The 24,042-nt window shown below is 55.6% G+C and carries 18 protein-coding genes; 11 read left to right on the top strand and 7 right to left on the bottom strand.

Annotated elements, in window-relative coordinates; genetic code table 11:
- Positions 1–20 precede the first annotated feature (20 nt).
- The 6 genes from cimA to folP all read left to right on the top strand — a co-directional run bounded on the left by cimA (position 21) and on the right by folP (position 5,742).
- Positions 21–1,613 (top strand): citramalate synthase, encoded by a 1,593-nt coding sequence (cimA, locus tag Poly41_RS15680; protein WP_146527476.1) that lies wholly within the window; start codon positions 21–23, stop codon positions 1,611–1,613.
- 25 nt (positions 1,614–1,638) lie between these two features.
- Entirely contained in the window at positions 1,639–1,968 is a 330-nt protein-coding gene (locus Poly41_RS15675) for a tetratricopeptide repeat protein (RefSeq protein WP_146527474.1), read from the top strand.
- Positions 1,969–2,098: 130 nt separating this feature from the next.
- Complete coding sequence (gene recO, locus Poly41_RS15670) at positions 2,099–2,881, top strand: DNA repair protein RecO (protein WP_146527472.1); 783 nt, start codon at positions 2,099–2,101, stop codon at positions 2,879–2,881.
- On the top strand, positions 2,878–4,218 hold the full coding sequence (locus Poly41_RS15665) for a tetratricopeptide repeat protein (protein WP_231615686.1): 1,341 nt from the start codon (positions 2,878–2,880) through the stop codon (positions 4,216–4,218). The genes recO and Poly41_RS15665 overlap by 4 nt, the downstream gene beginning before the upstream one ends.
- Positions 4,215–4,772, top strand: coding sequence for an LPS assembly lipoprotein LptE (gene lptE, locus Poly41_RS15660; protein ID WP_146527470.1), 558 nt, complete (start codon positions 4,215–4,217; stop codon positions 4,770–4,772). The genes Poly41_RS15665 and lptE overlap by 4 nt, the downstream gene beginning before the upstream one ends.
- Before the next feature lie 178 nt (positions 4,773–4,950).
- Complete coding sequence (gene folP / locus Poly41_RS15655) at positions 4,951–5,742, top strand: dihydropteroate synthase (protein ID WP_146527468.1); 792 nt, start codon at positions 4,951–4,953, stop codon at positions 5,740–5,742.
- Here folP and Poly41_RS15650 read toward each other — a convergent pair.
- A complete protein-coding gene (locus Poly41_RS15650) occupies positions 5,730–5,921 on the bottom strand; it encodes a hypothetical protein (RefSeq protein WP_146527466.1) in 192 nt (63 codons plus the stop codon). The genes folP and Poly41_RS15650 overlap by 13 nt on opposite strands.
- 576 nt (positions 5,922–6,497) lie before the next feature.
- Here Poly41_RS15650 and ftsH point away from each other — a divergent pair.
- From ftsH to Poly41_RS15625, 5 genes are all read left to right on the top strand, one after another.
- Positions 6,498–8,555: an ATP-dependent zinc metalloprotease FtsH gene (gene ftsH, locus Poly41_RS15645; RefSeq protein ID WP_146527464.1), complete on the top strand. Its 2,058-nt coding sequence runs from the start codon at positions 6,498–6,500 to the stop codon at positions 8,553–8,555.
- Positions 8,555–9,697, top strand: coding sequence for a ribosome small subunit-dependent GTPase A (rsgA, locus tag Poly41_RS15640; RefSeq protein ID WP_146527462.1), 1,143 nt, complete (start codon positions 8,555–8,557; stop codon positions 9,695–9,697). Before ftsH ends, rsgA begins: the two co-directional genes overlap by 1 nt.
- Positions 9,698–9,837: 140 nt before the next feature.
- Positions 9,838–12,636: a serine/threonine-protein kinase gene (locus Poly41_RS15635; RefSeq protein ID WP_146527460.1), complete on the top strand. Its 2,799-nt coding sequence runs from the start codon at positions 9,838–9,840 to the stop codon at positions 12,634–12,636.
- Between the two features lie 246 nt (positions 12,637–12,882).
- Complete coding sequence (locus Poly41_RS15630) at positions 12,883–13,281, top strand: hypothetical protein (protein ID WP_146527458.1); 399 nt, start codon at positions 12,883–12,885, stop codon at positions 13,279–13,281.
- Positions 13,282–13,400: 119 nt separating this feature from the next.
- Entirely contained in the window at positions 13,401–14,057 is a 657-nt protein-coding gene (locus Poly41_RS15625; protein ID WP_146527456.1) for a 3-keto-disaccharide hydrolase, read from the top strand.
- Positions 14,058–14,076: 19 nt separating this feature from the next.
- On the opposite strand, the gene Poly41_RS15620 is transcribed toward Poly41_RS15625, so the two are convergent.
- The 6 genes from Poly41_RS15620 to Poly41_RS15595 all read right to left on the bottom strand — a co-directional run bounded on the left by Poly41_RS15620 (position 14,077) and on the right by Poly41_RS15595 (position 24,035).
- Positions 14,077–15,315, bottom strand: a complete 1,239-nt coding sequence (locus tag Poly41_RS15620) for a DUF1559 family PulG-like putative transporter (RefSeq protein ID WP_146527454.1) — start codon at positions 15,313–15,315, stop codon at positions 14,077–14,079.
- 64 nt (positions 15,316–15,379) lie between these two features.
- Entirely contained in the window at positions 15,380–15,607 is a 228-nt protein-coding gene (locus Poly41_RS15615; protein WP_146527453.1) for a hypothetical protein, read from the bottom strand.
- A 230-nt stretch (positions 15,608–15,837) separates the two neighbouring features.
- A complete protein-coding gene (locus tag Poly41_RS15610) occupies positions 15,838–19,266 on the bottom strand; it encodes an alpha-L-rhamnosidase (RefSeq protein ID WP_231615685.1) in 3,429 nt (1,142 codons plus the stop codon).
- Positions 19,267–19,522: 256 nt separating this feature from the next.
- The gene (locus tag Poly41_RS15605; protein WP_146527451.1) at positions 19,523–20,182 is read right to left on the bottom strand and encodes a glycine zipper domain-containing protein; all 660 of its coding nucleotides are present in this window, start codon (positions 20,180–20,182) and stop codon (positions 19,523–19,525) included.
- 1,883 nt (positions 20,183–22,065) lie between these two features.
- Positions 22,066–23,334: an ATP-binding protein gene (locus tag Poly41_RS15600; protein WP_146527449.1), complete on the bottom strand. Its 1,269-nt coding sequence runs from the start codon at positions 23,332–23,334 to the stop codon at positions 22,066–22,068.
- Positions 23,331–24,035, bottom strand: coding sequence for a response regulator transcription factor (locus tag Poly41_RS15595; protein WP_146527447.1), 705 nt, complete (start codon positions 24,033–24,035; stop codon positions 23,331–23,333). Before Poly41_RS15595 ends, Poly41_RS15600 begins: the two co-directional genes overlap by 4 nt.
- Positions 24,036–24,042: the final 7 nt, after the last annotated feature.

The following is a 24,042-nucleotide window of genomic DNA, read 5'->3' as shown; positions in this document are numbered from 1 at the left end:
CTTCATCCCCTACGATTCGAATGACCTCCAAATCCATCCTGATTTATGACACCACGCTGCGAGATGGCTCGCAGGGTGAAGGCGTTAGTTTTTCGCTGCAGGACAAGCTGAACATTGCAGAGCGTCTCGCCGAGATTGGCGTCGATTTCATCGAAGGTGGCTATCCGCTTTCGAATGAAAAGGACGTGGCATTCTTTCAGGAAATCAAGAAACGGGATCTCGGCAAGACCAAGGTCTGCGCCTTTGGGATGACGCGGCGCAAGCGTGTGAAGGCCGAGGAGGATCCTGGCATGAGAGCGCTCGTGGCCGCCCAAACGCCCTGCATTACCTTGGTTGGCAAGACCTGGGACTACCACGCCACGGAAGTCCTGAATGTGACGCTCGACGAAAACCTTGCACTGATCGGAGAGAGCGCCGAGTTTCTCGGTCGCAGTGCGGAGGTGATTTATGATGCCGAACATTTCTTTGATGGATTCAATGCAAACCCCGAGTATGCGATCAAGACGCTTCAAGCGGCGGCCTCGGCCGGTGCTGTTTGGTTGTCGTTGTGTGACACCAACGGCGGCACGTTGCCCGATCGGATTGCGGAAGTGACGGCGATCGCGATCAAGGAACTTGCCGACTACAACGTTCAATTCGGCATCCACTGCCACAATGATTGTGAACTCGCGGTTGCCAATTCGATCGCGGCGGTTGACGCCGGTGCGACTCAGGTACAAGGAACGATCAACGGGATCGGCGAACGCTGCGGAAATGTGGATCTGGTCTCGGTGATGGCCAATTTGGCCCTCAAAAAGCAGGGCTACTCCGTCTTGGGTGGCCGATCGCTGCAGCCGCTGACGGAGTTGAGTCGGTTTGTCTATGAGACCGCGAACTTACAGTGGCGCAACAGCCAACCGTTTGTCGGTCAAAGTGCGTTTGCTCACAAAGGGGGCATGCATGTCCATGCGATCAACAAAGCAGCCAAAACCTATGAACATATCGATCCCGTCTTGGTCGGCAACGAACGACGTATTTTAGTCAGCGAGTTGTCAGGCCGCAGCAACATTGTGGCCGTGGCAAATCGTTACAACATCAAAAACGACCGCGAGTTGATGGACAAGGTTTTGGCGGAAGTCGTACGGCTCGAGAACCAAGGCTACCAGTTTGAAAACGCGGGCGCTTCGTTTGATTTGCTGGTCAAACGGCTCGCGGGAACATTCAAACCGCACTTTGAAACGATCAAGTATCGGGTCGTTGCCGGCGATCGCGACAGCGAAGCGAGTGCGGTTTATGCCGAAGCGATCATTAAATTGAAGGTCGGCGATCAGCTCTGGTTTGACGCAGCCGAAGGTCATGGGCCGGTCAACGCGCTCGATGCGGCGCTTCGCAAAGCACTTGCTGATGACTTTCCCCAGCTCAACCAAATGCGATTGATCGACTACAAGGTCCGCGTCGTCGATTCGGGAGCCGGCACGGCAGCCTCGACGCGCGTGAACATCGAAAGCTGTGATGACAAAGAATCATGGGGGACGATCGGCGTCAGCGAGAATATTATTGAGGCCAGTTGGCGAGCCCTCGTGGATGCGGTTGAGTACAAACTACACAAAGCAGAAATCAATTCGGGGCCGTGATGGTCAGGCCAAAGGAGACGATTCAATGAGCCGGCGTGAAAAGATTGAAGCGATGCTAGCCGAGGAACCGCAGGACACGTTCTTGCGGTATAGCTTGGCGATGGAGTTGAAGAACGAGCAACGTTATGACGAAAGCTTGTCGCGACTTGAGCAGATGACGCATGACACGCCGCCTTACGTTCCCGCATTCTTTATGGCGGCGCAAACGTTGGCGGATCTCGACCGGGTCGATGAGGCAAGGACCTACCTGCGTGCGGGGATCGACGAGGCGAGAAAACAGGGGGACCACCATGCCGCGGCCGAAATGAGCGATTTCTTGACATCGCTTGGGGACCGTGGTGAGTCCGCCTTGTAGAGGGGGGCCTGTTCTCAAAATCTCTGAAACGGCGAAATGCGTCTGTAGCCTATCCCACGTGCGCTTCCGTCGGGTGAACCATTTATTTCCTCATTTTTTCGCGCGTGAAACACGTGTTTCAGGAGTCGTTGTGTCGGCCGAGCAGACCGTGGCCATTGTGCTTCGAACGATCGAATTTAGCGAAACCAGCTTGGTTGTGACGCTGTTCACTCGCGACTTCGGGCGGCTGTCGGGGCTGGCCAAAGGGGCCCGGCGGCCGAAAGGTCCCTTCGAAGGATCGCTTGACCTGTTGAGCGTTTGTCGTGTAGTCGTTCTTCGTAAGAGTACCGATGCGCTCGATTTGTTGACCGAAGCGAAGTTGCATCGACGTTTTCGCGGGGCCGAACGTTCGTTGCCTCGCGTTTACGCTGGATATTATGTCGCCGAGATTTTGCGGCTTTTGACCGATGACCATGACCCTCATGCAGATGTTTACGATTTGACCCTCGCCACGCTGAATCAAATCGATGGGGTTGGCGACGTGGGTTCGTCCATCCTCTACTACGAAGCTCAGTTGCTGCGGTTGCTCGGCCATGCGCCGGGGATCGATCGCTGCACCGAGTGTGGGGCGGACGTGGAGATGTCGGTACCGCGGATCCCGTTCGCACTGTCCACGGGCGGTGTGGTTTGTCGTCGTTGCGCTTCACGGCACACCGGCGTGATTTCGGTCCAGCGTTCGACGCTCGAACAACTCAAACAGCTGCTTGACACGGAAACGAGGCCCGATGTGCTGGTCACCAGCCGCCTTTATGGGGAGCTTCGTGCGGTGATGAGCCGATACATTCAAACGATCGTGGGCAAGGTGCCCCGAACGCAGCATTTATTGCCGCAGTCGATCTTGACTGCCTCGACAAGGACGGAACCGACCGCATGATGCGATACGCCCCCAAACCGAATGATCGCGTGCAGCCACCATTTGCTGACGCCGCGAAGTTTGCTGACGCAGCAAACTACGTTGGCGTCGTGGCGATGATTTCGACGGCGCTGCTTTTTGCGGGATGCCAAACATTCCGTGGGCTGCCGGGCCCCTTCGGTTCGACACCGGAACCGGTCGTGCCCAATCCACCCAGCGATTTCCCCGTCAAGCAAGCATCCTTTGGCGATTCCGCAAGAAAGACAACGAATCAAGTTGTCAATTTCGTCACGATGCGAGAACAAGAGGACACCTCCAAGGCGAAAACGCTGTATCAGCAAGGAGACGTGCTTTTTCAAGAAGGTGGGGAACAGTACGAGCAGGAGTCGGAGCGAGGTCGCGCCGAAAGCACCTTCTTCAAAGCGGCGAAGTTGTTTCGGCGGGCCGGCGAGGCGGCGCCAGGCACGGCGTTGCAACAGGACGCGATGTTCATGCAAGCCGAAAGCCTGTTTTTCGCCAATCGATTGCCTGACGCTGCGGAAGTTTATGGAAAGCTGCAAAAGCAGTTCCCTCGCAATCGGCACAACGATCTGGTCACCGCGCGCCAATTCAACATCGCTCGCTATTGGATCGACACCGAAAAGGCAACCGAAGGCAAATGGAGGCTGCCAAATTTAAGCGACTACAAACGCCCCGTCCTCGACGCGGATGGTCATGCCATTCGTTTGCTGGATCAGCTGCGCTACGATGATCCGACCGGCCGGCTAGCGGATGACGCGACGATGGCTGCAGCCGCGGAGCAGATTCGTCAGGGTAAGTACGACAAAGCAGACGAGTTTTTGACCGATTTGCGAGAAACGTATACCGACAGCGATCACTTGTTTTTGGCCCACTTGATGGGAATCAATTGCAAGTTGGAAATCTATGCGGGGCCACAGTACAGCGGTTTGATTCTCGACGAAGCCGACAAGTTGGTTCAGCAAACTCGCACACGGTTTCCGGACAAGATGCAGGACCCCCAATACGCCGACCATGTCGCTCGGGCCGCAGCCAAAATCGCGTACCACCAAGCCGAACGGTTGGCCTATCGTGCCGAGTATCGTGAAAAGAAGAAGGAGTATGGTGCCGCCCGCGTTTATTACAACGAATTGTTAACCCTGCATCAGAACACGCCTCACGCCGACAATGCACGAGAACGGCTGGCGGCCATCGAAGATTTGCCTGCTGTGCCCCAGCAGCGGTTGTCGTGGTTGACCACCGTCTTTCCTGACTCCAAGGCATCCACGCCGTTGGAGGCGACCTTTCGTACCGACGGGGATCCGGATGTGGAACCCGAAAGCAAGACGTTGCTACGATGATCGCGGCCACAAAACCGATTCGCCGAAACGTCGCTCACGGGTTCTCGTTTGCTGTGGGTTGGACGCTACTGATGCTCAGCGGATGCGCGATGTACCAGTACGGTCCGTCGTCGCTGTATCGTTCCGACATTCGAACCGTTCATGTCCCGATCGTTCGGAATATGACCTTTCGTCACGATCTTGGGGTTCGGCTGACCGAAGCGCTCGTCAAAGAGATCGAAGACCGCACCCCCTACAAAGTAACAGGCGACCCAAATGCCGACAGCACGTTGGTGGTGACCTTGGTCAGCGAAAACAAAACCGTGTTGACGGAGACAAGTTCGGATGACCCGCGAGCACTCGATGCTTCGGTCACGGTCGAGGCGAATTGGATGAACCGCCGGGGTGAACTGCTGCTGCAGAACTCGGTCGTACCGAATAGCGGCACGATGATTTCGTTTAGCCAGGCGTCAAGGTTTGTTCCGGAAGCGGGACAATCGATCGACACGGCCACGCAAGCTGCTATCGAGGATCTTGCCGAGCGAATTGTATCTCAAATGGAATTTCGCTGGTAAGAAACGACAGATTACCGCGATGGGCGCTATGCGACCGCTGTTCCGCAGCTAAGATACCTCGGCAGACGATGGAGAGTGGTCACCGAGGGATCGCGTTGCGTTTCTTGTTAACAGGACTCTGACACTGGATTGGGATATTGGACGGCGCCGGCTGAACCTGCGATCGCGGCCGCTGGTGATGGGGATCTTGAATGTGACTCCCGACAGTTTTTCTGATGGCGGGCGACATGTCGCGATTCATGACGCCGTCGAAACCGCTCTTCAAATGCAAGCCGACGGTGCCGATATCATCGACATCGGTGGTGAAAGCACGCGTCCCTACAGCGAGCCGGTCAGCGCCGACGAGGAACGGTCGCGGGTGATCCCGGTGATCGATCAATTGTGCGGCAAATTAACCATTCCCATCAGCATTGACACCTCAAAAGGCGACGTGGCCCGCGCGGCGATCGCGGCGGGCGCCGAGATCGTCAATGATGTGACCGGCCTGGAAGGCGACTCGACCATGCCCAGCGTCGTTGTCGATCATGGCGTCGGGGTTTGTGTGATGCACATGCAAGGCAGCCCGCAAACGATGCAAGATGATCCGCTGTACGAGGACGTCGTCAGCGAGATCGAAAGCTACTTGGTTGCCCGCCGGCAATTTTGTGAAGCTTGCGGGATCCCGAGAAACCGGATCTGCCTGGATCCGGGGATCGGTTTTGGAAAGACGCACGAGCACAACCTAAGACTGCTTCGCGCCACGCGCCGATTCGTTGCGCTGGGTAGCCCGCTGTTGATTGGGCATTCACGCAAAGGCTTTATTGGCAAAGTGCTTGGTGACCAACGAGCCGATCGGATGGCGGGAACCTTAGGGGTGTCGCTGGCGGCCGCCGCCGCGGGAGCGAACATCCTTCGAGTCCACGACGTGAAACCCTCCGTCGAGGCGCTGAAGCTGTTTGAAGCCGCAGGAGGCTTGGATCAGCGAGCCTGAATTGGCTTCTTGTTCTTGGCGAGGGCGTCGCGGCTGCTTTTCAGCTTCACCGGCGGAGTCTCATGTCGCGGAGTGTCGACGCACAACTGGTGCGTCTCAATCGTTCCATTGGCACTGACTTGGAAGGTTTCCTGCAGACCGTGAACGGATTGGACCGTGTAAGTGAGAAGATTCATCATTGTCGTGTTCCTGCTGGGAGTAGCAGAGGAAAGGCACTGAACGTTGCCAGCACCGTGTTGCCTTGGTTCTTTAAGTATTCGCCAATTTGGATTTGTAATTGTGGACAAATCAGCCACGAAGGCCCAAACTGTCGCACCTTGCTTCGGTTTAGGACGGATATCCTGATCGTCGCACGAAACGCGTTCGCGTTGCAATGCGAAAAACATGCCTGTAAGGCGTTTAGGACGCCGCTGAGGGAATTCAGGGAGGATTGTTTTCTCTTAACGATCGAGTTGACATGGTAATGGTTTCGACCGAAATAAACGGAGACTTCGGCAAATCGGTTTTTCTTGCGAAAAGATCTTCGATCGGTCTGTTTCGTGATCGGCTTCAGCGTCCCTAAGTGGCTCGAGTCGCTGTCAGATTGGCCGGTTAGTCATCGGCTGGTCCAGTCGGTACAATCAGTGCGGCACAGGCATTGCAGCGTCTGCTTATCAAACCGTGCCACTGCCAGACCCCGCATCCGTCGGGCCCAACATGCAGCGAAGCCCAACAAGTGAGTGAAGCCGAAAGAAGAAGGCTGAAAAAGGAAACCAATGGATAATCGGTCCGACGATCACGATTCTGAAAAAAGCGACGCGCCGCAGAACAAGCGAGGGAACAATACGTTCTTGATTGCGCTGGTGGTTGCTGGCCTAATCGCGATGCTGTTTATGAAGAGCGGTGATGAGGCGACGACCATCCAGAAAAGCTTCTTTTTGGATCAGCTTGAGAACAACAACATTGAATCGGTCGAAATCGCCGAGCGGCGTGTTTATGGAACGTTTAAGGTTCCCCCAAACGCACCGGAGGTGATCGACGATGGTGTACGCAAGCGGCCCACCGACGAGGATGGCAAACCGGTGAAGTTGCCGAAGGAATTTGTGTTTATCCAATCGCTTGACGCGGGAGCGACGGTGCAATTGGAGCAGGAATTGCGAGCGGCAGATGTGCCGTATCGTAACATGCCCCCCGACAACACTCAGCAGATCATCAGCGCGATCGCCTTCATCGGCCTGCCGTTGGCGATTTTGTTCTTTCTGTTCATGATGCTGCGGCGAACGCGTAGTGACATCATGGGAGGCGGTTTTTTATCTGGTTTCAGCAAGAGTCCGGCGAAACGTTTCGAAGCAAATGAAAAGATGATCACGTTTAACGAGGTCGCGGGCCTCGAAGGCGTGAAGGCTGATTTGCAAGAAATCGTGGATTACCTGAAAACGCCCGAGAAGTTTCAACGGCTCGGCGGTTTTGTCCCCAAGGGGGTCCTGCTCAATGGACCGCCGGGTACAGGCAAAACGTTGCTGGCACGTGCGGTCGCGGGTGAAGCGGGCGTCCCGTTCTTTTCGGTGAACGGTAGTGAGTTCATCCAGATGTTCGTCGGGGTAGGTGCCAGTCGCGTACGGGACCTTTTTCGCACGGCAAAAGAGAACAGCCCGTCGATCATCTTCATTGATGAAATCGATGCGGTCGGTCGTCAACGGGGTGCGGGACTTGGCGGCGGCAACGACGAACGCGAACAAACGCTGAACCAGATTCTCGGTGAAATGGATGGATTCAGTTCCAACCAAGCCGTGATCGTCGTCGCAGCCACGAATCGTCCGGATGTGTTGGACCCCGCGCTGCTGCGGCCGGGACGGTTTGATCGTCATATCACCGTCGGCCGACCGACGATGAAAGGACGCGAAGAGATCTTCAAGGTCCACGTCCGTGATGTGCCGCTAAGCGAAGATGTTGACCTGAAACGGTTGGCGGCTGGAACGGTTGGGCTGACCGGAGCCGACATCCGAAACATGGTCAACGAGGCGGCATTGTGGGCAGCTCGGCAGGATAAGAAAGTCGTCCAGATGGTCGACTTTGAGTACGCTCGTGACAAGATTCTGATGGGGGCGAAACGAGAAGAAGTGCTGCAGGAAAGCGAAAAGGAGAAAACCGCTTACCACGAAGCTGGCCATACGTTGACTGCTTGGCATCTTGATGGTGCCCATGTCGTTCATAAGGTGACGATCATTCCGCGCGGGCGGGCACTGGGGGTGACACAATACGTGCCGAGTGAGGATCGGCTGAGCATCAGTAAACGGGAGTTGGATCACCAATTGATCGTTTTGCTTGGGGGCCGTGCGGCCGAGAAAATCATCTACAACGAGACGTGTGTAGGGGCCGAAAATGACCTCGAACGAGCGACCAGCATCGCTCGGCGAATGGTTACGCATTGGGGGATGAGTCCCAAAATTGGACCGGTTAGCTACAAAACGAGCGACGAAGATCCCTTTTTGGGACGTGAGATTCATCAGCAACGCAACTTCAGTGAGCACACCCAGGAATTGGTGGATGAAGAAGTCGCCCGCATTCTGCTCGAGGCGGACCAGAAAGCGGAACAATTGCTCCGCGAGCACCGGGAAGAATTAGAGACGATCACGCGCGCCTTGCTCGAGCATGAAGAACTGGGCGAAGCCGAATTGACGGAGTTGATCGGGCTCTCGATCCAAGTTCGCAACCGCAAGGAAGGCGACGGGATGGCTCCTGGACAATCGATCGCACCTGAAAGTAGTGCCGCGCATAGTCCTGGCTCCGCCGTGGGGGGCCAGTCATCGTCGAGTGAATCGGTCGGATCTTAATGGGAAAAAAAAGGCAAGCAAATCAACGAGCCGATTTTCGCAAGAAGTACCAAGGACGTGTACGCAATGGCGATATGACGCGTTCGTTCCAAATGGGGGACGAAGAAAAGCTTGCCGATGCTCTCCATGGCGAACGGGTCAGCGGAAAAGGTGACCTGACACGTAAACGAACCGTGGCAAGCCAAACGCTCGAAAAAAGCGGCAGCGACGTTGCCTTTGACGAATCGCTACGCTGTGGTCGCGTGATCAGCGTCCACGGTTTGAAAAGCAAGGTCCTCGGTGAGGATGGGCGACGTTACGAATGTGCCATTCGGCAGGTGCTGAAATCGCTCAACATCGAACAGCGAAACGTGATCGTTGCGGGGGATCGCGTTCGTTTTCGAGCCGATTCGCCGAGTGACGGCATGATCGAGAGCATCGAACCTCGCGCGGGGGTGATTAGCCGTACCAGCCGGAACCGCCAACATGTGATCGCGGCGAACGTCGACTATTTGCTTGTCATCACGAGCGCGGCGCAACCCGATTTGAAGCCCGCCTTGATTGATCGTTTCTTGTTGACCGCGGAACATTGTGGTGTCGAGCCGGTGGTTGTGATCAACAAGATGGATTTGGTCGACCCGGTGTCGCTGCAACCGATGGTCGGTGTTTTGTCATCCATGGGTTATCGAGTGCTGATGACATCGGCAGAGACGGGCGTCAATGTGCCGTACCTGAAGGCACTGATGACCGGCAAGCAGACGGCACTCGCGGGCCAAAGTGGTGTGGGCAAGAGCAGTCTGCTGAACGCGATTGAGCCTGGGCTTGGATTGGCCGTATCGGAAGTGAGTCTCGACAACGACAAGGGGCGTCACACGACGACGGCGACCACGCTCATTCCGCTCGCCGTTGGGGGGGCTGTCTTTGACACGCCTGGTATCCGGCAATTTCAGCTCTGGAATATTGCAGCGGGCGAGGTTTCGGGGCTGATGCCCGATTTGCGGCCCTATGTGAGTGCCTGCCGGTACCCCGATTGCTTGCATTTAAACGAGGATGCGTGTGCGGTGAAAAATGCCGTCGCGGACGCTCGTATCGATGCCCGTCGATACGATTCTTATTGCCATTTGATCGAGGAATTGCTGGTCGAAGAAGGATCGAGCCGATGAGAACACGCGAGCAATTTCGTTGACCAAATCCACAGCAGAAACTAGACTGGACCGAGCGGCGAGCGTTTCCTGCTCGCGGCCGCCTCTTCTTCTCTCTGCGGCTCTTGACGCAAGCTTCCGCGACGATCGCTTTAATTTTCATGTCTTCTCACGAATCAATCCGAACCGATGCTTCGACGGTTCATCGTGGCGACGATGAGAAGGCAGTTAGCGGGAACTTGGAAAGTCCCCCCTCGTCGGGTTCCTCTCGAATGGACGAGATTGCCCAATCCGCGACCGTCATCCGCGGTTCATCGCGGGCGAACTCTGGCTCGAACGGCTCGTATTGGAACGCAGGCGATCGGACGCCTGCCTCGGTCGCAGGCGTGCTGCTCGGTCAGCGGTTGAACCATTTTTTGCTTGAAGACTTCATCGGTGGCGGCGGGATGGGAGCGGTTTTTCGGGCTCATGACGAGCAGCTCGACCGTACGGTGGCAATCAAAGTCATTCCCTTTGTCGGCGACGATGCGGATCTAAAACGTCGATTTCGCAATGAGGCTCAAAGCGCCGCAAAGTTGGATCATCCGCGAATCGCAAAGGTGTTTGACGTCGGTAGCGATGACGATTGGCATTACATCGTTTTTGAGTACATCGAAGGAATCAACATTCGCGATTTGGTTTCTCGCGATGGGGTGTTGCCGATTGACGAAGCAGTTTTCTACACCTGCCAACTTGCTGACGCGATTCAACATGCTGCGGATCGGGGGATTGTCCATCGTGACATCAAGCCCTCCAACGTGCTGATTGGCAGTGGCGACACGATCAAATTGGTGGACATGGGGTTGGCCCGTTCAGAGAGTTTGGATCTCAGCGAGGACATGACCGCAAGCGGTGTGACCCTCGGCACCTTTGATTACATCTCTCCCGAACAAGCCAATGATCCTCGCGATGCGGACCTTCGTAGCGACATCTATTCGCTCGGATGTACTCTTTATTTCATGTTGGTTGGCGAGCCGCCCTACCCAGGTGGCACGATGCTTCAGAAACTGATCAATCACGGCAAAACGCCGCCGCCCGATGTTCGCCTGTTACGCACCGAGGTCAGCGAGGATTTGGCTGCCGTGATCCAGAAGATGCTGGCGAAGCGTCCCGAAGATCGCTTTCAACATGCCAATGATTTGATTGCCGATTTGCAAGAAGTGGCCCATCGCGAAGGCTTGCAACGTGTGCAAACACTTGGGCCGGTGGCCGTCCAATCCTTGCCTCCGTTGGTGTTGCTGATGCAACGTCACACTCCATGGTTGGTTGCTTTTTCCATTTTGCTACTCGTTGCCGGCGTGTTGGCGATTAGCGGTGGCATTGCGAAAGACGATTTTGCGATCAGCGTCCCCGAGCGTGAAACGGTGATGAATTTGTTGCCAGATTCGGCACGTCCGTTGCCGAAGGTCGATCCCAATGACGACAACAATCTTCCTCCGACAAACATGATGCCGGATCGTGGCTCAAATGGCGCGGGTTCCCAAAACGAGGGCAGTCAGCGGGCAACCGAAGGTGAAGGGGCAGGTGATGCCGATACTCTGCAACGGTCCGCTGCTTCGTCTCCGCGAATCATCAATCTGCCGGTGCCCAAGGAATTGAAGGATGATTTTCAGATCGGCCCCACGCTCAGCGCGAACGGCGAGGCTGGATCGGCCGCTCCGCCAAGGACGGAGGCAGCCATGACCGAGGCCGGCGAAGTTTCTTCGCCACCGATGAGCAGCGAAGGGTTTCCTCGGGCCATTCGCGTCACCCGTTCCTATTCTTCGGACCATGACTTCGAGGAATACGCCTATACCCGTTCTTTGGATCAAGCGATCGAACTTGCAAATGATTTGGAGGTCGACCGGATTGAGCTTGCGGAACCACTGATTCGCAGCGCACCGATCAAAATTGATCGAGACGGATTGGTGATCACATCGAGTGTGGGTGGAAGTGTCGTTGTCTTCGAATCCGAGGAAGCGTCGCCGATGCAACGTGTTGAGCTTATCGATTTGGGCTCCAATCGAATTGAATTCGAAGACTTGCATTTTGTTTGGACGGTTCCCGTAGGGTCGATGGGTGGCGGTTGTCTGATTTCGAGCAGTGACAATCGGCTAATTCGAATGATCGATTGCAGTGTGACGATCAACAATCCGGTCCGCCACTTGGATGTTTTTGCATTTGATATCTCGACCGAGCGAACGATGAATCACGATGCGATGTCGCCAGGGATTGAATCAACGAGCGGTTTGCGTTCGTTGCCGATGGTGTCGATCGAGATGTACAACGTGTGCATTCGGGGACAAATGACAATGCTCAGGATGGATGTTGCTGCGGAGCTTCAACTGCGTTGGGAGAACGGTTTGTTGGCGGTGTCGGGACAGATGATTCAAACGGCCGGGGCGCTCGTGGAGCCGCTGCCGTCGGCACGTCCGATTCAGTTGTCTCTTGAGCGACTGATTGCGATGGCACCCCGCGGCCTGCTGCGAATGCGTTTGGATCCACTGCACCCGTACCCGCTGCAGATTGATCGCGAAGCCAATAATTGCGTCTTTTTGGTCAATCCGGGTGTGCCGATCGTCGAAGTGAGTGGACTCGATTCGCTGCGGAACTCACCACCCGTTTTGGTGTTGCGTGGCGAAGCCAACGCCTATGATACGGCGGCCGATTTGTCCGATTGTATGCTTCGGTTGGTCGATACCGAGGGCAAGGAACAATCGGTGTTGATGGTGGATGTCACCAAGGATTCGCCCGCTTGGGCGAAAGAGCAGTCGCCTCGTTGGGCGGTCGACTGGACCACCGAAAACGTCCAGGCCTTGCCAGCCAATCAACTGAAACCTGCGGATTTTCGGCAATATGGTGCTGTGATTAGCGGTTTTAGCGAACCCTCGTTGACGATCATGAAGCCCTCCGAATTGGACGGATCGAAGGAAGAAATTTAAATCGTATTTGACTTTTGCGCTCGATTAAGACTTAATAGAGACCGAAAAGGCTTCATTGGGTACCTGTTCCAACAAGTTGGGTGCCTCCTACCTTGATCAGTTAGCGGGCAAATGTTTGTTGTCTCGCGACGTCTCGCCATTGAGCAGCAACTCGCTCAGGGTGGCTGCGCCGCCTGACGCCAATTTTCCTGCACCTGCCCCCGTTTACGAATCCCCCCTTTTTTTTCGATTTTTCGGAGAAGTGAAATGAAACGATTGATTGTCTGCCTCGGTTTGTTGGGTTTGCTCGTTTCGCCAGCGATGGCCATTAGTGAATTTGGTAAGCAGTGGAAAAGTGAATACCTAGGCGAAGGGGCGAATGAAGACTTCGTGAAATTGGGCCGCAAGGCAGGTTGTAACGTATGCCATGTGAAGGACGAAAAGAAAGAGGAAGCACGCAACGAATACGGGAAAGCGGTCAACGAGTTCTTGAAGAAAGAAGATTTTCCGAAAGACTACGTGAAGGAGAATCCGGAAGAAGCCAAGAAAAAGATCATCGAGGGCTTCAAGAAAGCGGGTGAGAAGAAGAGTGCAGACAAACGAACGTTTGCGGAAAAGATCAAGAATAACGAACTTCCTGCGGTCGATGCAAAGCTCGACGACTGATCGGCTCGTTCGCCAAACGATTTGAGATTACAATTCGCTTGTCAATGTTTGCGTTGACAAGCGTTTTTTTTGCCGCGATTTCCCCGCCCCCCTTTCCCCTCCCCCACTGGAACCCTGCTATGAATTGGAAGTTTGTCTTTGTTGGATCTCTTTTGGCTTGCCTTACCACTTCGTCCATCGTTCGTGCCGAGACCCCTGCGTCGAAAACGGAAGCTGACTTCGTGTCGTTGTTCGATGGCGAAACGATGAAGGGATGGAAAATAGCGGAAGAGAATCCTGATAGCTGGGTGATCGAGGATGGATCGCTCGTTTGTCAAGGCGACCGTTGCCACTTGTTCTATGTTGGCGATTTGGCTCCCTTCAAGAACTTCCATTTCAAGGCCGATGTGATGACCACGCCTGGAAGCAATTCAGGGATCTATTTTCACACGAGTTACCAACCCGAAGGTTGGCCGAAGCAGGGTTACGAATGCCAGGTGAACGTGTCGCATAAGGACCCGAAGAAGACCAGCAGCTTGTACAACGTGGAAAACGTCGCGGACCCCGGAGTCAAAGACAACGAGTGGTACACTCAAGAGATCATTGTGGAAGGTCGTCACATTGTTTTGAAAGTAAATGGCAAGACGATGGTCGATTACACCGAACCCGAAAACAAACAACCTGAATCCGAACAGTTTGCACGGCGGCTCGGCGAGGGGACGTTTGCATTGCAGGCTCACGATCCGAAAAGTAAAGTCATGATCCGGAACTTACGAGTGAAGAAGCTCGCGGAATGATCGCGACACGATCGCGGCATTACCATGCGTCATCGATCGTTTCGCTCGAGGCTCGTGTTCCAAGGGATCCCCATAGACCAAAGGGACTGGGGGATCCCGGCGGGGTCGGGCTGTTGGTTCGGCTCGACAAGGCGTCGCAGTAAACACAGGGTACACGCGGGTTGCCCGCTTCGATGGAATCGGTGATGAATTTCGTTGCGCCATCGACCATCAAGACATGAACGCCGCCCGCATGGCGACTGCTCGGGGGAGCGACGCCGTACGTGTCGCTGTGGCCGACCAGACAAATCTCGGAATTGGGGGGCAAGATCGTGTTGACCTGCGATTGAAGCGTATGGAAATCGGCCCAACGGAATCCGCGTTGGGAAATGGGCGCGTAGACGTTGACGTCATGGGTCCAAAACCTTGGACGCTTCGGATCAATGAAGCCAAGGTCTTCACAACGTTTCGCATTGTTGGCGACTTGAAAAAAACCACCCTTTGGGTTGGTAAAACCGATCGATCGATTGTCACCGTCCCCAAGGCCCGTCATGATTTCGGCGATGGCGATCGTATTCGATAGTCCGTCGGTGATATCGCGAAAACGCATGCTTTTGCGGGTCACGAATACCCCTCGCATGCCACATTGAGCTCGGCGCATCGCCAAGCGATCGCACTGGTACAACCAACGCGTTCCACTCCAAACCGTTACCCCGTGTTCGGATTCATAGAAGCCGTCACCGGTACAGGCGGCATAGTTGATTCGCCCAAGTCCGGGGACCCCGAGACCGGGATCGCTAGGACATCGAAACGTGGGAACCTGCGTCGCCCATGGCGGGTAGTTCCCATTCCACGGTCGCGGGCCAAACGCAGGCCAGATGTCGCCATCGTCTTCCACCATGGGCCGGCTGAGCTGTTCCCAGAGCGCTTGCTGCTCCAAAAACGGTAACAATCCAACGAGGTAAGTCAACTCGATGCGTGTGAAGCCGCGACCGGTGTTGTCGTCGGCGAGAAACGGGCTGTTGGTCGTTTCGTTCGTTGGCCCGACGCCATGAATCGGCAGTTGACGGAACGCAGAATGGTAATGGTGCATCGCCAGGCCAAGTTGCTTGACATTGTTTCCGCAGCTCATCCGTCGCGCTGCTTCGCGAGCGGACTGGACCGCTGGCATCAGTAAACCCACCAAAACCGCGATGATGGCAATCACCACCAAGAGTTCGACGAGCGTAAACGCATGGAGTCGCTGGAAAGCGATGCGGGGTTTGAATGAAGGCTTCATGGGCAAGTACCTTTCGATTCGGATCACGTCGGTACAGGATGCATTAGGCCATCCTTGGCGAGGGTTACTCCTCCCGCTCGGCGGCGGAAGCCGCCTCTTCCGCAGCGGCCTGAGCTCGGATCTCGTCGAAGCTGTATTCGTCGGTTTCCGTGACGACGGAGGCAGAATGGCTGACGCAGCCAGCCAGCAAGCCGACGAGAGCCAGCAAGCCAACAAGGAGGAACAACCCCGTGGCGATCTGCCCAAGTCGCATTGGATGATGGGCTTGCCGTTTGGAAAAGAAGAATCTCATGGGCCACCTTTTTCCAGGACGCGATGGCCCCAGTAAAAAGTCATCGCGTCGATCAGAATGAAGAAGGTTGGATCGTGCTCCATGCTTCGCAGCAAGAAGCAGGGCACCTATGGCCCCATGCGTCCACTAGGCCACGGGTGTTCCCTGGTTTTTAAACTCCAAGTGACAGCCGATCAACTGATTTTTTGGAAGTTTTGAAGAAAAATAAGAAATGCATGGGTCGCAAGCTCTCAACGACTCAACTGATACAGCGTGATCGAATCGATTTTGATGGTCCCCAGATTCGCAAACGGATCGATTCGAAGCTTTTGCAGCGGTGTTCCATCGCCAATTCGATACAGGTACGAATGGAATTGATCCGAGCCGGCGAGCGATCGGCCGACATGCTGGGTTCCGTTGAAGTTTCCATTCGGGGAGGCCCAGAACAGATCCATTTCCGTTCCTTTCGAAACCATCGCTTTGATTTCGACGACGATTTTCCCCTCAACGGCTGAGTCCAACGTGGTGCTCAGTTGTGGATCCTTTCCCTCTGATTGCACGACGGCATGGTCGTCACCGATTTGGATTTTCAGGTTGTGCTGACCGGTCCATCGCTGGACATCCTCTGCCTTCGAGAAATTCCAACTCGCCAAGGGGGTTGCATCGGTCAGATCAATTTGATCCGGGTTGATGGTCATGTCGGCTGGCTGCGACGTTTGCAGCGCGCTGGTCGCGGATCCAATGGCCTGCTTGGAAACAAACTTGTAGGTCCCCGATTGAATCTCCAACACGATGCGGTCCGCTTCGTTGCGAACGAAACGAACGCCGTCGACCTGATGTACCGGTTTTCCGCTCTCGGTCACATTTTCCAATCCGGATCCTGGCAAGTGGACCCATGCCTTCGTGTTCGCTGGAATCGTCGTTTCAAGCGTGAATGTATCACCGTCGACGGCCCAATTGCTTTGGATTTTTCCGCGAATCGAATCGTACGATGCCGAAGTCCAATCAATCGCCGGATGTTGCGCATTGCTTCCCGGTGAAGGGGGCGTGGGCCGAATGACAATGGTCTCGTAGCCTGGGGCGGCAGAATCGATCCCTGCGAGTGTACGGAACATCCATTCGCAAACCGCACCGAATGAATAGTGCGAAAAAGAATTCATCGCGGCATTGTGGCGGCCAAACGCATCTTCTTTGGTGTAGCTGTCCCACCGTTCCCAAATCGTGGTGGCACCATTGTCGATTTCGTAACCCCACGAGGGAAACTCGTGGCTCTGCAACAAGAACGTTGCCAAGTCGTGTTGGCCAGCAGAACTTAGGACGGGTAACAAGGGACGTGTGCCGAGAAAGCCGGTTGACATATGATTGCCGTTCAGGGCGATCTTTTCGGCTAAACGCTTGGCCGTTGCTTCACGCATCGGTTCGGGAACCAGATCGGCGAATAGTGCCAACGCATGGGCGGTTTGCGTGTTCACCGAGATGCTGCCATCGTCCTCCAGGTAGGTTTCGCCGAATACTGCCTTGGTTCGTTGAAACTGCTGGTGATAGGCTTCTGCTTCTTCATGTCGCCCGGTGGCCTCGGCCATTTCGGACATCATCTTTGCCGAAATAGCGAAGTAAACCGTATCGACATACTCCAACGGCGTGGTTGCACCTTGTGCGAGCCAGTCGCCCCACGCGTTGCCATGGGCGATGCCAAGTTCACCTTGGCTTGTCCCTTTTCGCCATTGCATGAAACGCGTCATGGGCTCCCAGCAGCGATCGATGACGCGCGTATCACCGTAGGCTTGCCAGATCGTCCAGGGGCAAATCACACCGGCATCGGCCCACGCCGAACCGAAGTCCCAGCCATGCTGAAATGGAAACGGCGCATACCCAGGGAACGCTCCACTGGGACGCTGCGACTCCATCAACTCGCGCAACCACTTGGTGTAGAAGGCACCGATGTCGGCGTTGTACGCAGCCGTGGCCACATAAGCTTGAGCGTCACCGGTCCAACCCATCCGCTCATCCCGTTGAGGGCAATCCGTGGGCAGGTCTAAGAAGTTGGCTCGCTGCGTCCAAACCACGTTGCGAAACAACTGGTTCACCATCGGATCCGAGCATTCAAAAGTACTGACCAGCGGCGTGTCGCTGTGCATCGCCAATCCCGTCACCGTTTCGAGGTCCGCTTCCCCGGGGAAGTTTGACAATTGAACGAACTGAAAGCCATGGAACGTGAAGCGTGGTTGGAAGGTTTCGCCTTCGGGGGCCCCTTTGCAGGTGTAGAAATCTTGGCAGCGAGCTTTACGCAAATTTTCGGTCATCAAACGGCCATCGGGATACAACATTTCGCCGTAGCGGATTTTGATCCTTTGCCCCGCCTTGCCCTTGACCTTCAATCGGATCGCGCCAGCGAAGTTCTGCCCTAAGTTCACCATGAAGACCCCTGGCTCTCGCTCGATCACTTCGACGGCAGGGATTTCCTCAATCACTCGCACGAGCACGCCAGGGAATGATTCGAGCCGCGGTCGATTGAAGCCGAGATTTCGATCATTCCCCTCAATGGTAGGGTTCTTGCCTGATTCAAGCGGATTCTCTGCTTGATAGAACGTCGCGACAGGAGAGCCGTTTTCTGACGCGTGGATCGCCTGATCCCAAGGTCCGTCATCGAACCCCGCCAAAGTCCAACCCGCTTGCTCCCTGCGCGCATCGTAGGCTTCGCCCATCAACAAATCGGCTTCGGTGATGGGGCCGTCGCCCGTCACCTTCCAACTCGAATCGGTCGCGATGGTTTCGGTCGTGCCATCCGCATATTCAATTTCTAACTGGCCCATCCATGCGGGTGTTTTTCCATACGTGTAGCGGCCGATTTTCTCCGTCCCCATCCCCGTCAACAATCCGAACCCGACGTACCCGCTATACCAACCGTCGGCGACCCAAGAACCAAGGGCGTTGTCACCTTCGCGAACCATGTCGGTGACATCGAACGTGTTGTAGTAGGCTCGTTGCCGATAATCGGTCCAACCCGGCGTGAAGTAGGCATCGCTGACGCGCTGGCCATTGAGATGCAACTCATAGATTCCAAGCGCGGTGGAATAGATCGTGGCTCGGCGAACACGTTTCTCGCTGCGAAACTCTTTGCGATATTGCCGAGCAGCCGGCAGAAAGAGTGTTTCTCGATCGTCATGAATCGGTGTGTCGTCGAGGTAGCTGATGTATTGGCCCGACCAATCGGAATCGTCAAGCAAGCCCATGGTCCAATGGGCTGGATCGCTCCATGCCGATGGATTGCCGTTTTCGTCCCAGACCCGCACTTTCCAATAACAGGGTTGCCGCGACGCTAAGGGTTTTCCGTCGTATTCGATGTGCAACGTCTGATTCGAATTCACTTGCTTCGAGTCCCAACGATCGCCGATATTTTGCGAGAGCTTCTCGTCGCTCGATGCAACCAAGATTTGGTAAGCCGTTTGCGTTGCCGCTCGGTGTTCGGATGCAACCTGCCACATCAACCGCGGCTTCGTCTCATCGACCCCTAGCGGATTCGCCCGATACTCGCAGCGAAGGTGGGTGGGGTGTAGCGTCCCTTCCGAGTCGGACCCCTCCTCCGCCAGGGTTAGAGAAGGAGTCAGCATTGCCGTGAGCAGTCCACAGCCCAAGAGTCCGTGCTGAAGCAGTGTGCAAATCGCAGTGAGGTAGCGCATCGTGTTCCTGAAAATCGGTCGAGAGCGATCGTGGCGGGAAGGGAAAGTTGCCGTGATGGGAAGCGATCGACGCATCCCGGCAACCTCCGCAGATTGTACCACGAACGAGACCGTTTTTCAGTGTCCGGTTCGTCCTGCTGTGCTAGCCGCATTGCCAGTCTTCGGCAACACGAATGGATAGCGCATCGCCACGAGTCAATGACACGTGTTCACGATTTAGCGGGTTCGCTTTTCTCGAACGAAGGTGAACCCATCGCTAGAACCGAATGTGTACGCCCGATCGGTAATGAGGTTGGTAGTAGTGTGGGCGGGGGGGATGGTAGTAATGGGGGCGGTAGGCGGGAACGACGATCCGTTCTTCGACGATCACCGGTGTCGGTTGAATGATTTGCTGAGTCACGACTGGAGTCGCTTGTCGGGCAACACGTTGAATACCGGTGGGTGCTTGCTGCATCGCCGTGATCACCGATTCGCTAACACCTGCTTGATGAAGCGAAATGATGTCCGGAACGCTGAGCGCCTGCTGAACGCCTCGCTGATTGATTTGATTGATGATCACCATCTCGCTCAGACCACTGCGACTCATCGAGGCGACATCCATGATGGAAACGGCCCCTTGCGTCGCCGCCATTGCCGTTTGCTGAGACCGGTAGGCTTGCTGTTGTTGGCGGTACGCGTTTTCCTTGTCCGACGCATTTCCGAGCAACCCACCGGCGACCGCTCCGACGACGCCGCCAATCGCGGCCCCTGCTCCGGCTTCCCCGTTATGGTCGCCGATCAATCCGCCCGCGACCGCACCCGCTAACCCGCCGAACGTGGCCCCTCGCTGTGTACCGGCTTGCCCATAACCGCTTGAAGAAAAGCCAATCACGGCCGAACCGAGAACGATCCATCGTAAACCAATTTTGAGACTCATTTTTCCATCCTTGGAAGCAAGAAGCAGTCTTTTTCAAACCGCCTTCATGATACGAGCGCTGATGCCATGGCAAACCGAAACGCCAACCTGATGCGCATTATCGGTTATTCTCGGGGCAAAGCCCAGACCAATCTTTCACCGTGCCACACCAGAGGTCGTGCCGTTTTTAAGTCGTTCTTTATCGAGGCGTAACGGTACCGTTACCTCTCCTTTGCGAGAGGTCGGCGTTTCAACGCCGGGAGAGGGTTTTCGGTTGCTGCCCCTGTGCGAGCCAGATTGGATTTGATTTGTGCGTTTCAGGGGGTGTGCGCTGGAGTTTAGCCTTCAGGCGACTGCGGGTTGCGCTCGTGCGGCTAAAGCCTGAACTCCAGCACCCTCTTCCCCACTCACGCCGAGAGGTCGTGCAGTTTTTAAGTTGTGACTGCTGAAGTGTTTAGGTATCCAACCACCCCTGCCCGCGCAGCGGGAGGGGTCGAGCGCAGCGAGGGGGAGGGCCGGTATAGAAACAGTGCTGGAATTTCATGTTGTAATCGCAGCCCGTTTTCCCTCTCCCTCGCTTAGGCTCGACCTCTCCCAGAGGGCTCGTTGTACCACATAAGTTAGACGCTTGAAAAATTTTTTGCACCTGGCCCAAAAGCGTTCCATGCGTTGGACAGGTCGTAGGATCTCTGGATTCCAACCCAAAGCGTTTGCGTCCCAGGATCGTTCTTTGGTCGATCGATGAAGCCGCCGCAGCACCAACGCGGATCCTCAATTGAGGATAATTCGCGGCGTCCAGCAAAAAGTCCAGTGGAGTTGCACACAAAACCAACCCGTCAATGCATGCAAAACGCAGGAGTTATGTGGTACAACGAGCCTAAAGGGCGAGGTACACCCACCCCTCCCGCTCGCGGCTCGTTGTACCGCGCATCTCGGGTGGTGTCTAATACATCTGCGGGGTAGGTGACGAGATTTCGCCCTGGGCTTTCGACAAACCGCTGCGAATGATTGTTGCCTTGCGGTTCGCGCTGGTGCAGCGAACATGGGCAAGCCTGTTGCACGGAGGTGCGGTTCATGGGTGCGGTGGCTCTCGGACTCCTCGGTCAAAAAACCGGCTCATCCGACCGAAGCGCGCGGAACCCAGACTCAAGGTTTTTTGGAGGTATGGCTCCGGTGTCCAATGATCTCTTAGAAAAGAGTCCCCGACGGTCGGTCGTCCGCCGGGAACCAGTAGCACCCTTGGCGCACCGTCGACCGGGATATCCCTTGTCAAGTTGCACCTCTGCAGAGCTCGACTCCGTTTCTACCGGCAACTGCACGATAACAAGTGAAAATAGCTCCTGCCAGCAATCATGGGACACCGGAGAGATGCCTCGAAAACCTCCTGCGCACGCTTCCGCCGGATGAGCCAAAAAACCTAGGTGCGCAAGAGCCTCAGCAAGCTTACACCTTCGCAAAAATCGGACAAGCGACGCAGACCTTGTGGATCGGAATGCAACGCTGCCACGACCTGTCCAACGCATGGAACACATTCGGACCAGGAGCCAAAAGAATATCACCGGATTAGGATGTGGGGTACAACGAGCGCTGCGCGGGCAGGGGTCGAGCGCAGCGAGGGGGAGGGCCCAGAACGCACGGCCAACTTTTCGATACGTCCTAACGTCGATTCGTCAGGCCACCCTACGGCTCGATTCGTCAGGCCACCCTACGGCATTGAAGACTCGCTATGGCAAGTCGCTTCCAACCTGTCGACCGTCTGCAACGGTGCCAACGTTCACGATGAAAATGCTCCAACTGGCCAGTGTCACTTTCCGCAGAAATCGCAACGGTTCTATTTTGCCACTCTACCGTTTCGCCTCATGTTGGCATGAGGATGTTGACCGGATGGCCACCTCGGGGATCACTCAATTTGCATGGATGGTGATGCGGAACCGTGCTCCGCCCCCTGGACTATCCAACACCTCAGCATGGCCACCATGGCTCTTGACGATTCGGTCAACCAACGCCAATCCCAAACCGGACCCTCGACCTTGGGTGTTCTTCAATCGCACAAACGGTTCAAAGACCTTTGCTCGATCGGTTGCGGGAATGCCTTCACCGTCGTCATCCACTTCGATGACCACTTGGTTCGCCTGATGCAGCACACGCATCGCGACGCGTGATTTTGCGTACCGGCATGCGTTGGTGAGCAAGTTCTTAATCGCTCGACTCAGGCTCGTTTGGTTGACGACTCCGATAACCGGCTCGGATTCGTCTTCGATCGAAATGTGGACCGAGGGGTACAAGGATTGCACCGATGAGATTTGTTCTCGCAACAACAGCTTGATGTTCACTCGATCAAGTTTGGCGTGGGTGGCCACGGATTCCAGCCGCACGTAGCTCAGCAATTCTCCGACTAGATCGTCGAGCTCTTGCGTCGCCTTGTCGACCGATTCAAGTCGCGAGCGACGCAGTTCATCGGTTGGAGCGGTCTCGATGAGTTCGGTGGCGAAACGAATCCGAGCCAGTGGAGTCCGCAACTCATGCGAAACCGATTGCAGCAGTTCACGTTGTGATTTTAGCAACGTTTCAGTTCGATCGGCCATCGTGTTGAAGGCCCCGGCCAACGCGATGCTCCGCTTGGCCGAGGTGGGGTCGATTCGAGCCGAAAGATCGCCACCAGCGATCGCGGTTGCCGTTCGTTCGACTGCGCGCAACTGAGACACAACGGGGCGCAACAAGAGCGCGATTGCGATGGCGGCCAAGAGAAAAATAGCGCCATACCCAAGAACGACTTCCGTCGGCGTCGGTTGGGCAAACTCCGGCAGCGGACCAAACGCCATCAGATGCTTGTTATCGGGAAGTGCGATGAGCATGCGATTGAACTGGAAGACGACGTCACCAGCAAGCAAACGCGAGTGCAAGGGTTCGCCAACCTGCTCGGAAGTGAAGGGCACGAGGTAGACGGGATAGTCAAAGCTCTGTTGAATCGCCTGCAGTGTCGGTTCGAAAGAGGCTTCGTCCGCTGCTGCTAAGCGCAGTTGGGCCAAACGCACCCCGCCGGACAAGGCTTGTTCGATGACACGATAAGCCTGTGGTTCGTTGCGCTGCCGAAACACGTAACCGAGAATGGCAAACGTGATCACCAGGATGCAAATCACGCCGAAATAGAAACGCAGAAACAGTCGAGTCATGGTTTAGCCGTCAAGAGATAGCCAATGCCGCGAATGGATTTGATTCGCTCTGGATGGTTCGGGTCGTCACCGATCTTTTTTCGAAGCCGCGAAACCCGCAAATCCATGCTTCGATCCAGTCCATCGTAGCGCGTCCCTTGAAGTTCCTGGTAAAGCTCTTCGCGTGAAACCACCTGTCCCGAGCGTTGAGCCAGAAACCACAGCAAATCGAACTCGGCCGTGGTCAGATCCAATGGAATCTGATCGATCATCACCGTTCGGTTTGAGGCGTCGATCACCATCCCGCTGGTTTCCACCCGCATCCCCAGATTGGCGGTGCTAACCGTTTCCAGTCGGCGCAAATGCACTTTCAAGCGGGCCAGCAGTGCCCGGGGTCGAACCGGCTTGGCCACGTAGTCGTCTGCCCCGACCTCCAACGCAACCACCTCGTCGATCTCGTCTCCCCTTGCGGTCAGGATCAAGATCGGGCCTTCGAAATGTGGGCGAACTTTGCGACAGACGCTGATACCGTCGAGCCCCGGCAACCCAATGTCCAAGACCACAGCATCGAACGATTCGGTCATGATACGATGCGCGGCCCGCTCACCGTTGCTCTCGGTATCGATCACGAATCCTTCACCACGGAGAAACTGGGCAACCATCATTGCCAGTTCATGGTCGTCTTCGACCAACAATAAATGATAAGGTTCGGTCAGGTCCATCGGATGA

The sequence above is a fragment of the Novipirellula artificiosorum genome (assembly GCF_007860135.1).
Classification (GTDB): Bacteria; Planctomycetota; Planctomycetia; order Pirellulales; family Pirellulaceae; genus Novipirellula_A; species Novipirellula_A artificiosorum.
The sequence above is the reverse complement of the archived record's forward strand: the minus strand, read 5'-3'. Positions and strand labels throughout refer to the sequence as shown.

What these genes read in the sequence shown, in the direction of transcription:
- Poly41_RS15615 (WP_146527453.1), bottom strand. Translation starts at nt 15,607, where the DNA reads ATGAGATTCTTCTTTTCCAAACGGCAAGCCCATCATCCAATGCGACTT.
- lptE (WP_146527470.1), top strand. Translation starts at nt 4,215, where the DNA reads ATGATCGCGGCCACAAAACCGATTCGCCGAAACGTCGCTCACGGGTTC.
- Poly41_RS15600 (WP_146527449.1), bottom strand. Translation starts at nt 23,334, where the DNA reads ATGACTCGACTGTTTCTGCGTTTCTATTTCGGCGTGATTTGCATCCTG.
- cimA (WP_146527476.1), top strand. Translation starts at nt 21, where the DNA reads ATGACCTCCAAATCCATCCTGATTTATGACACCACGCTGCGAGATGGC.
- Poly41_RS15650 (WP_146527466.1), bottom strand. Translation starts at nt 5,921, where the DNA reads ATGATGAATCTTCTCACTTACACGGTCCAATCCGTTCACGGTCTGCAG.
- ftsH (WP_146527464.1), top strand. Translation starts at nt 6,498, where the DNA reads ATGGATAATCGGTCCGACGATCACGATTCTGAAAAAAGCGACGCGCCG.
- Poly41_RS15635 (WP_146527460.1), top strand. Translation starts at nt 9,838, where the DNA reads ATGTCTTCTCACGAATCAATCCGAACCGATGCTTCGACGGTTCATCGT.
- Poly41_RS15630 (WP_146527458.1), top strand. Translation starts at nt 12,883, where the DNA reads ATGAAACGATTGATTGTCTGCCTCGGTTTGTTGGGTTTGCTCGTTTCG.
- Poly41_RS15620 (WP_146527454.1), bottom strand. Translation starts at nt 15,315, where the DNA reads ATGAAGCCTTCATTCAAACCCCGCATCGCTTTCCAGCGACTCCATGCG.
- Poly41_RS15665 (WP_231615686.1), top strand. Translation starts at nt 2,878, where the DNA reads ATGATGCGATACGCCCCCAAACCGAATGATCGCGTGCAGCCACCATTT.
- rsgA (WP_146527462.1), top strand. Translation starts at nt 8,555, where the DNA reads ATGGGAAAAAAAAGGCAAGCAAATCAACGAGCCGATTTTCGCAAGAAG.
- Poly41_RS15675 (WP_146527474.1), top strand. Translation starts at nt 1,639, where the DNA reads ATGAGCCGGCGTGAAAAGATTGAAGCGATGCTAGCCGAGGAACCGCAG.
- folP (WP_146527468.1), top strand. Translation starts at nt 4,951, where the DNA reads ATGGGGATCTTGAATGTGACTCCCGACAGTTTTTCTGATGGCGGGCGA.
- Poly41_RS15610 (WP_231615685.1), bottom strand. Translation starts at nt 19,266, where the DNA reads ATGCGCTACCTCACTGCGATTTGCACACTGCTTCAGCACGGACTCTTG.
- Poly41_RS15625 (WP_146527456.1), top strand. Translation starts at nt 13,401, where the DNA reads ATGAATTGGAAGTTTGTCTTTGTTGGATCTCTTTTGGCTTGCCTTACC.
- Poly41_RS15595 (WP_146527447.1), bottom strand. Translation starts at nt 24,035, where the DNA reads ATGGACCTGACCGAACCTTATCATTTATTGTTGGTCGAAGACGACCAT.
- Poly41_RS15605 (WP_146527451.1), bottom strand. Translation starts at nt 20,182, where the DNA reads ATGAGTCTCAAAATTGGTTTACGATGGATCGTTCTCGGTTCGGCCGTG.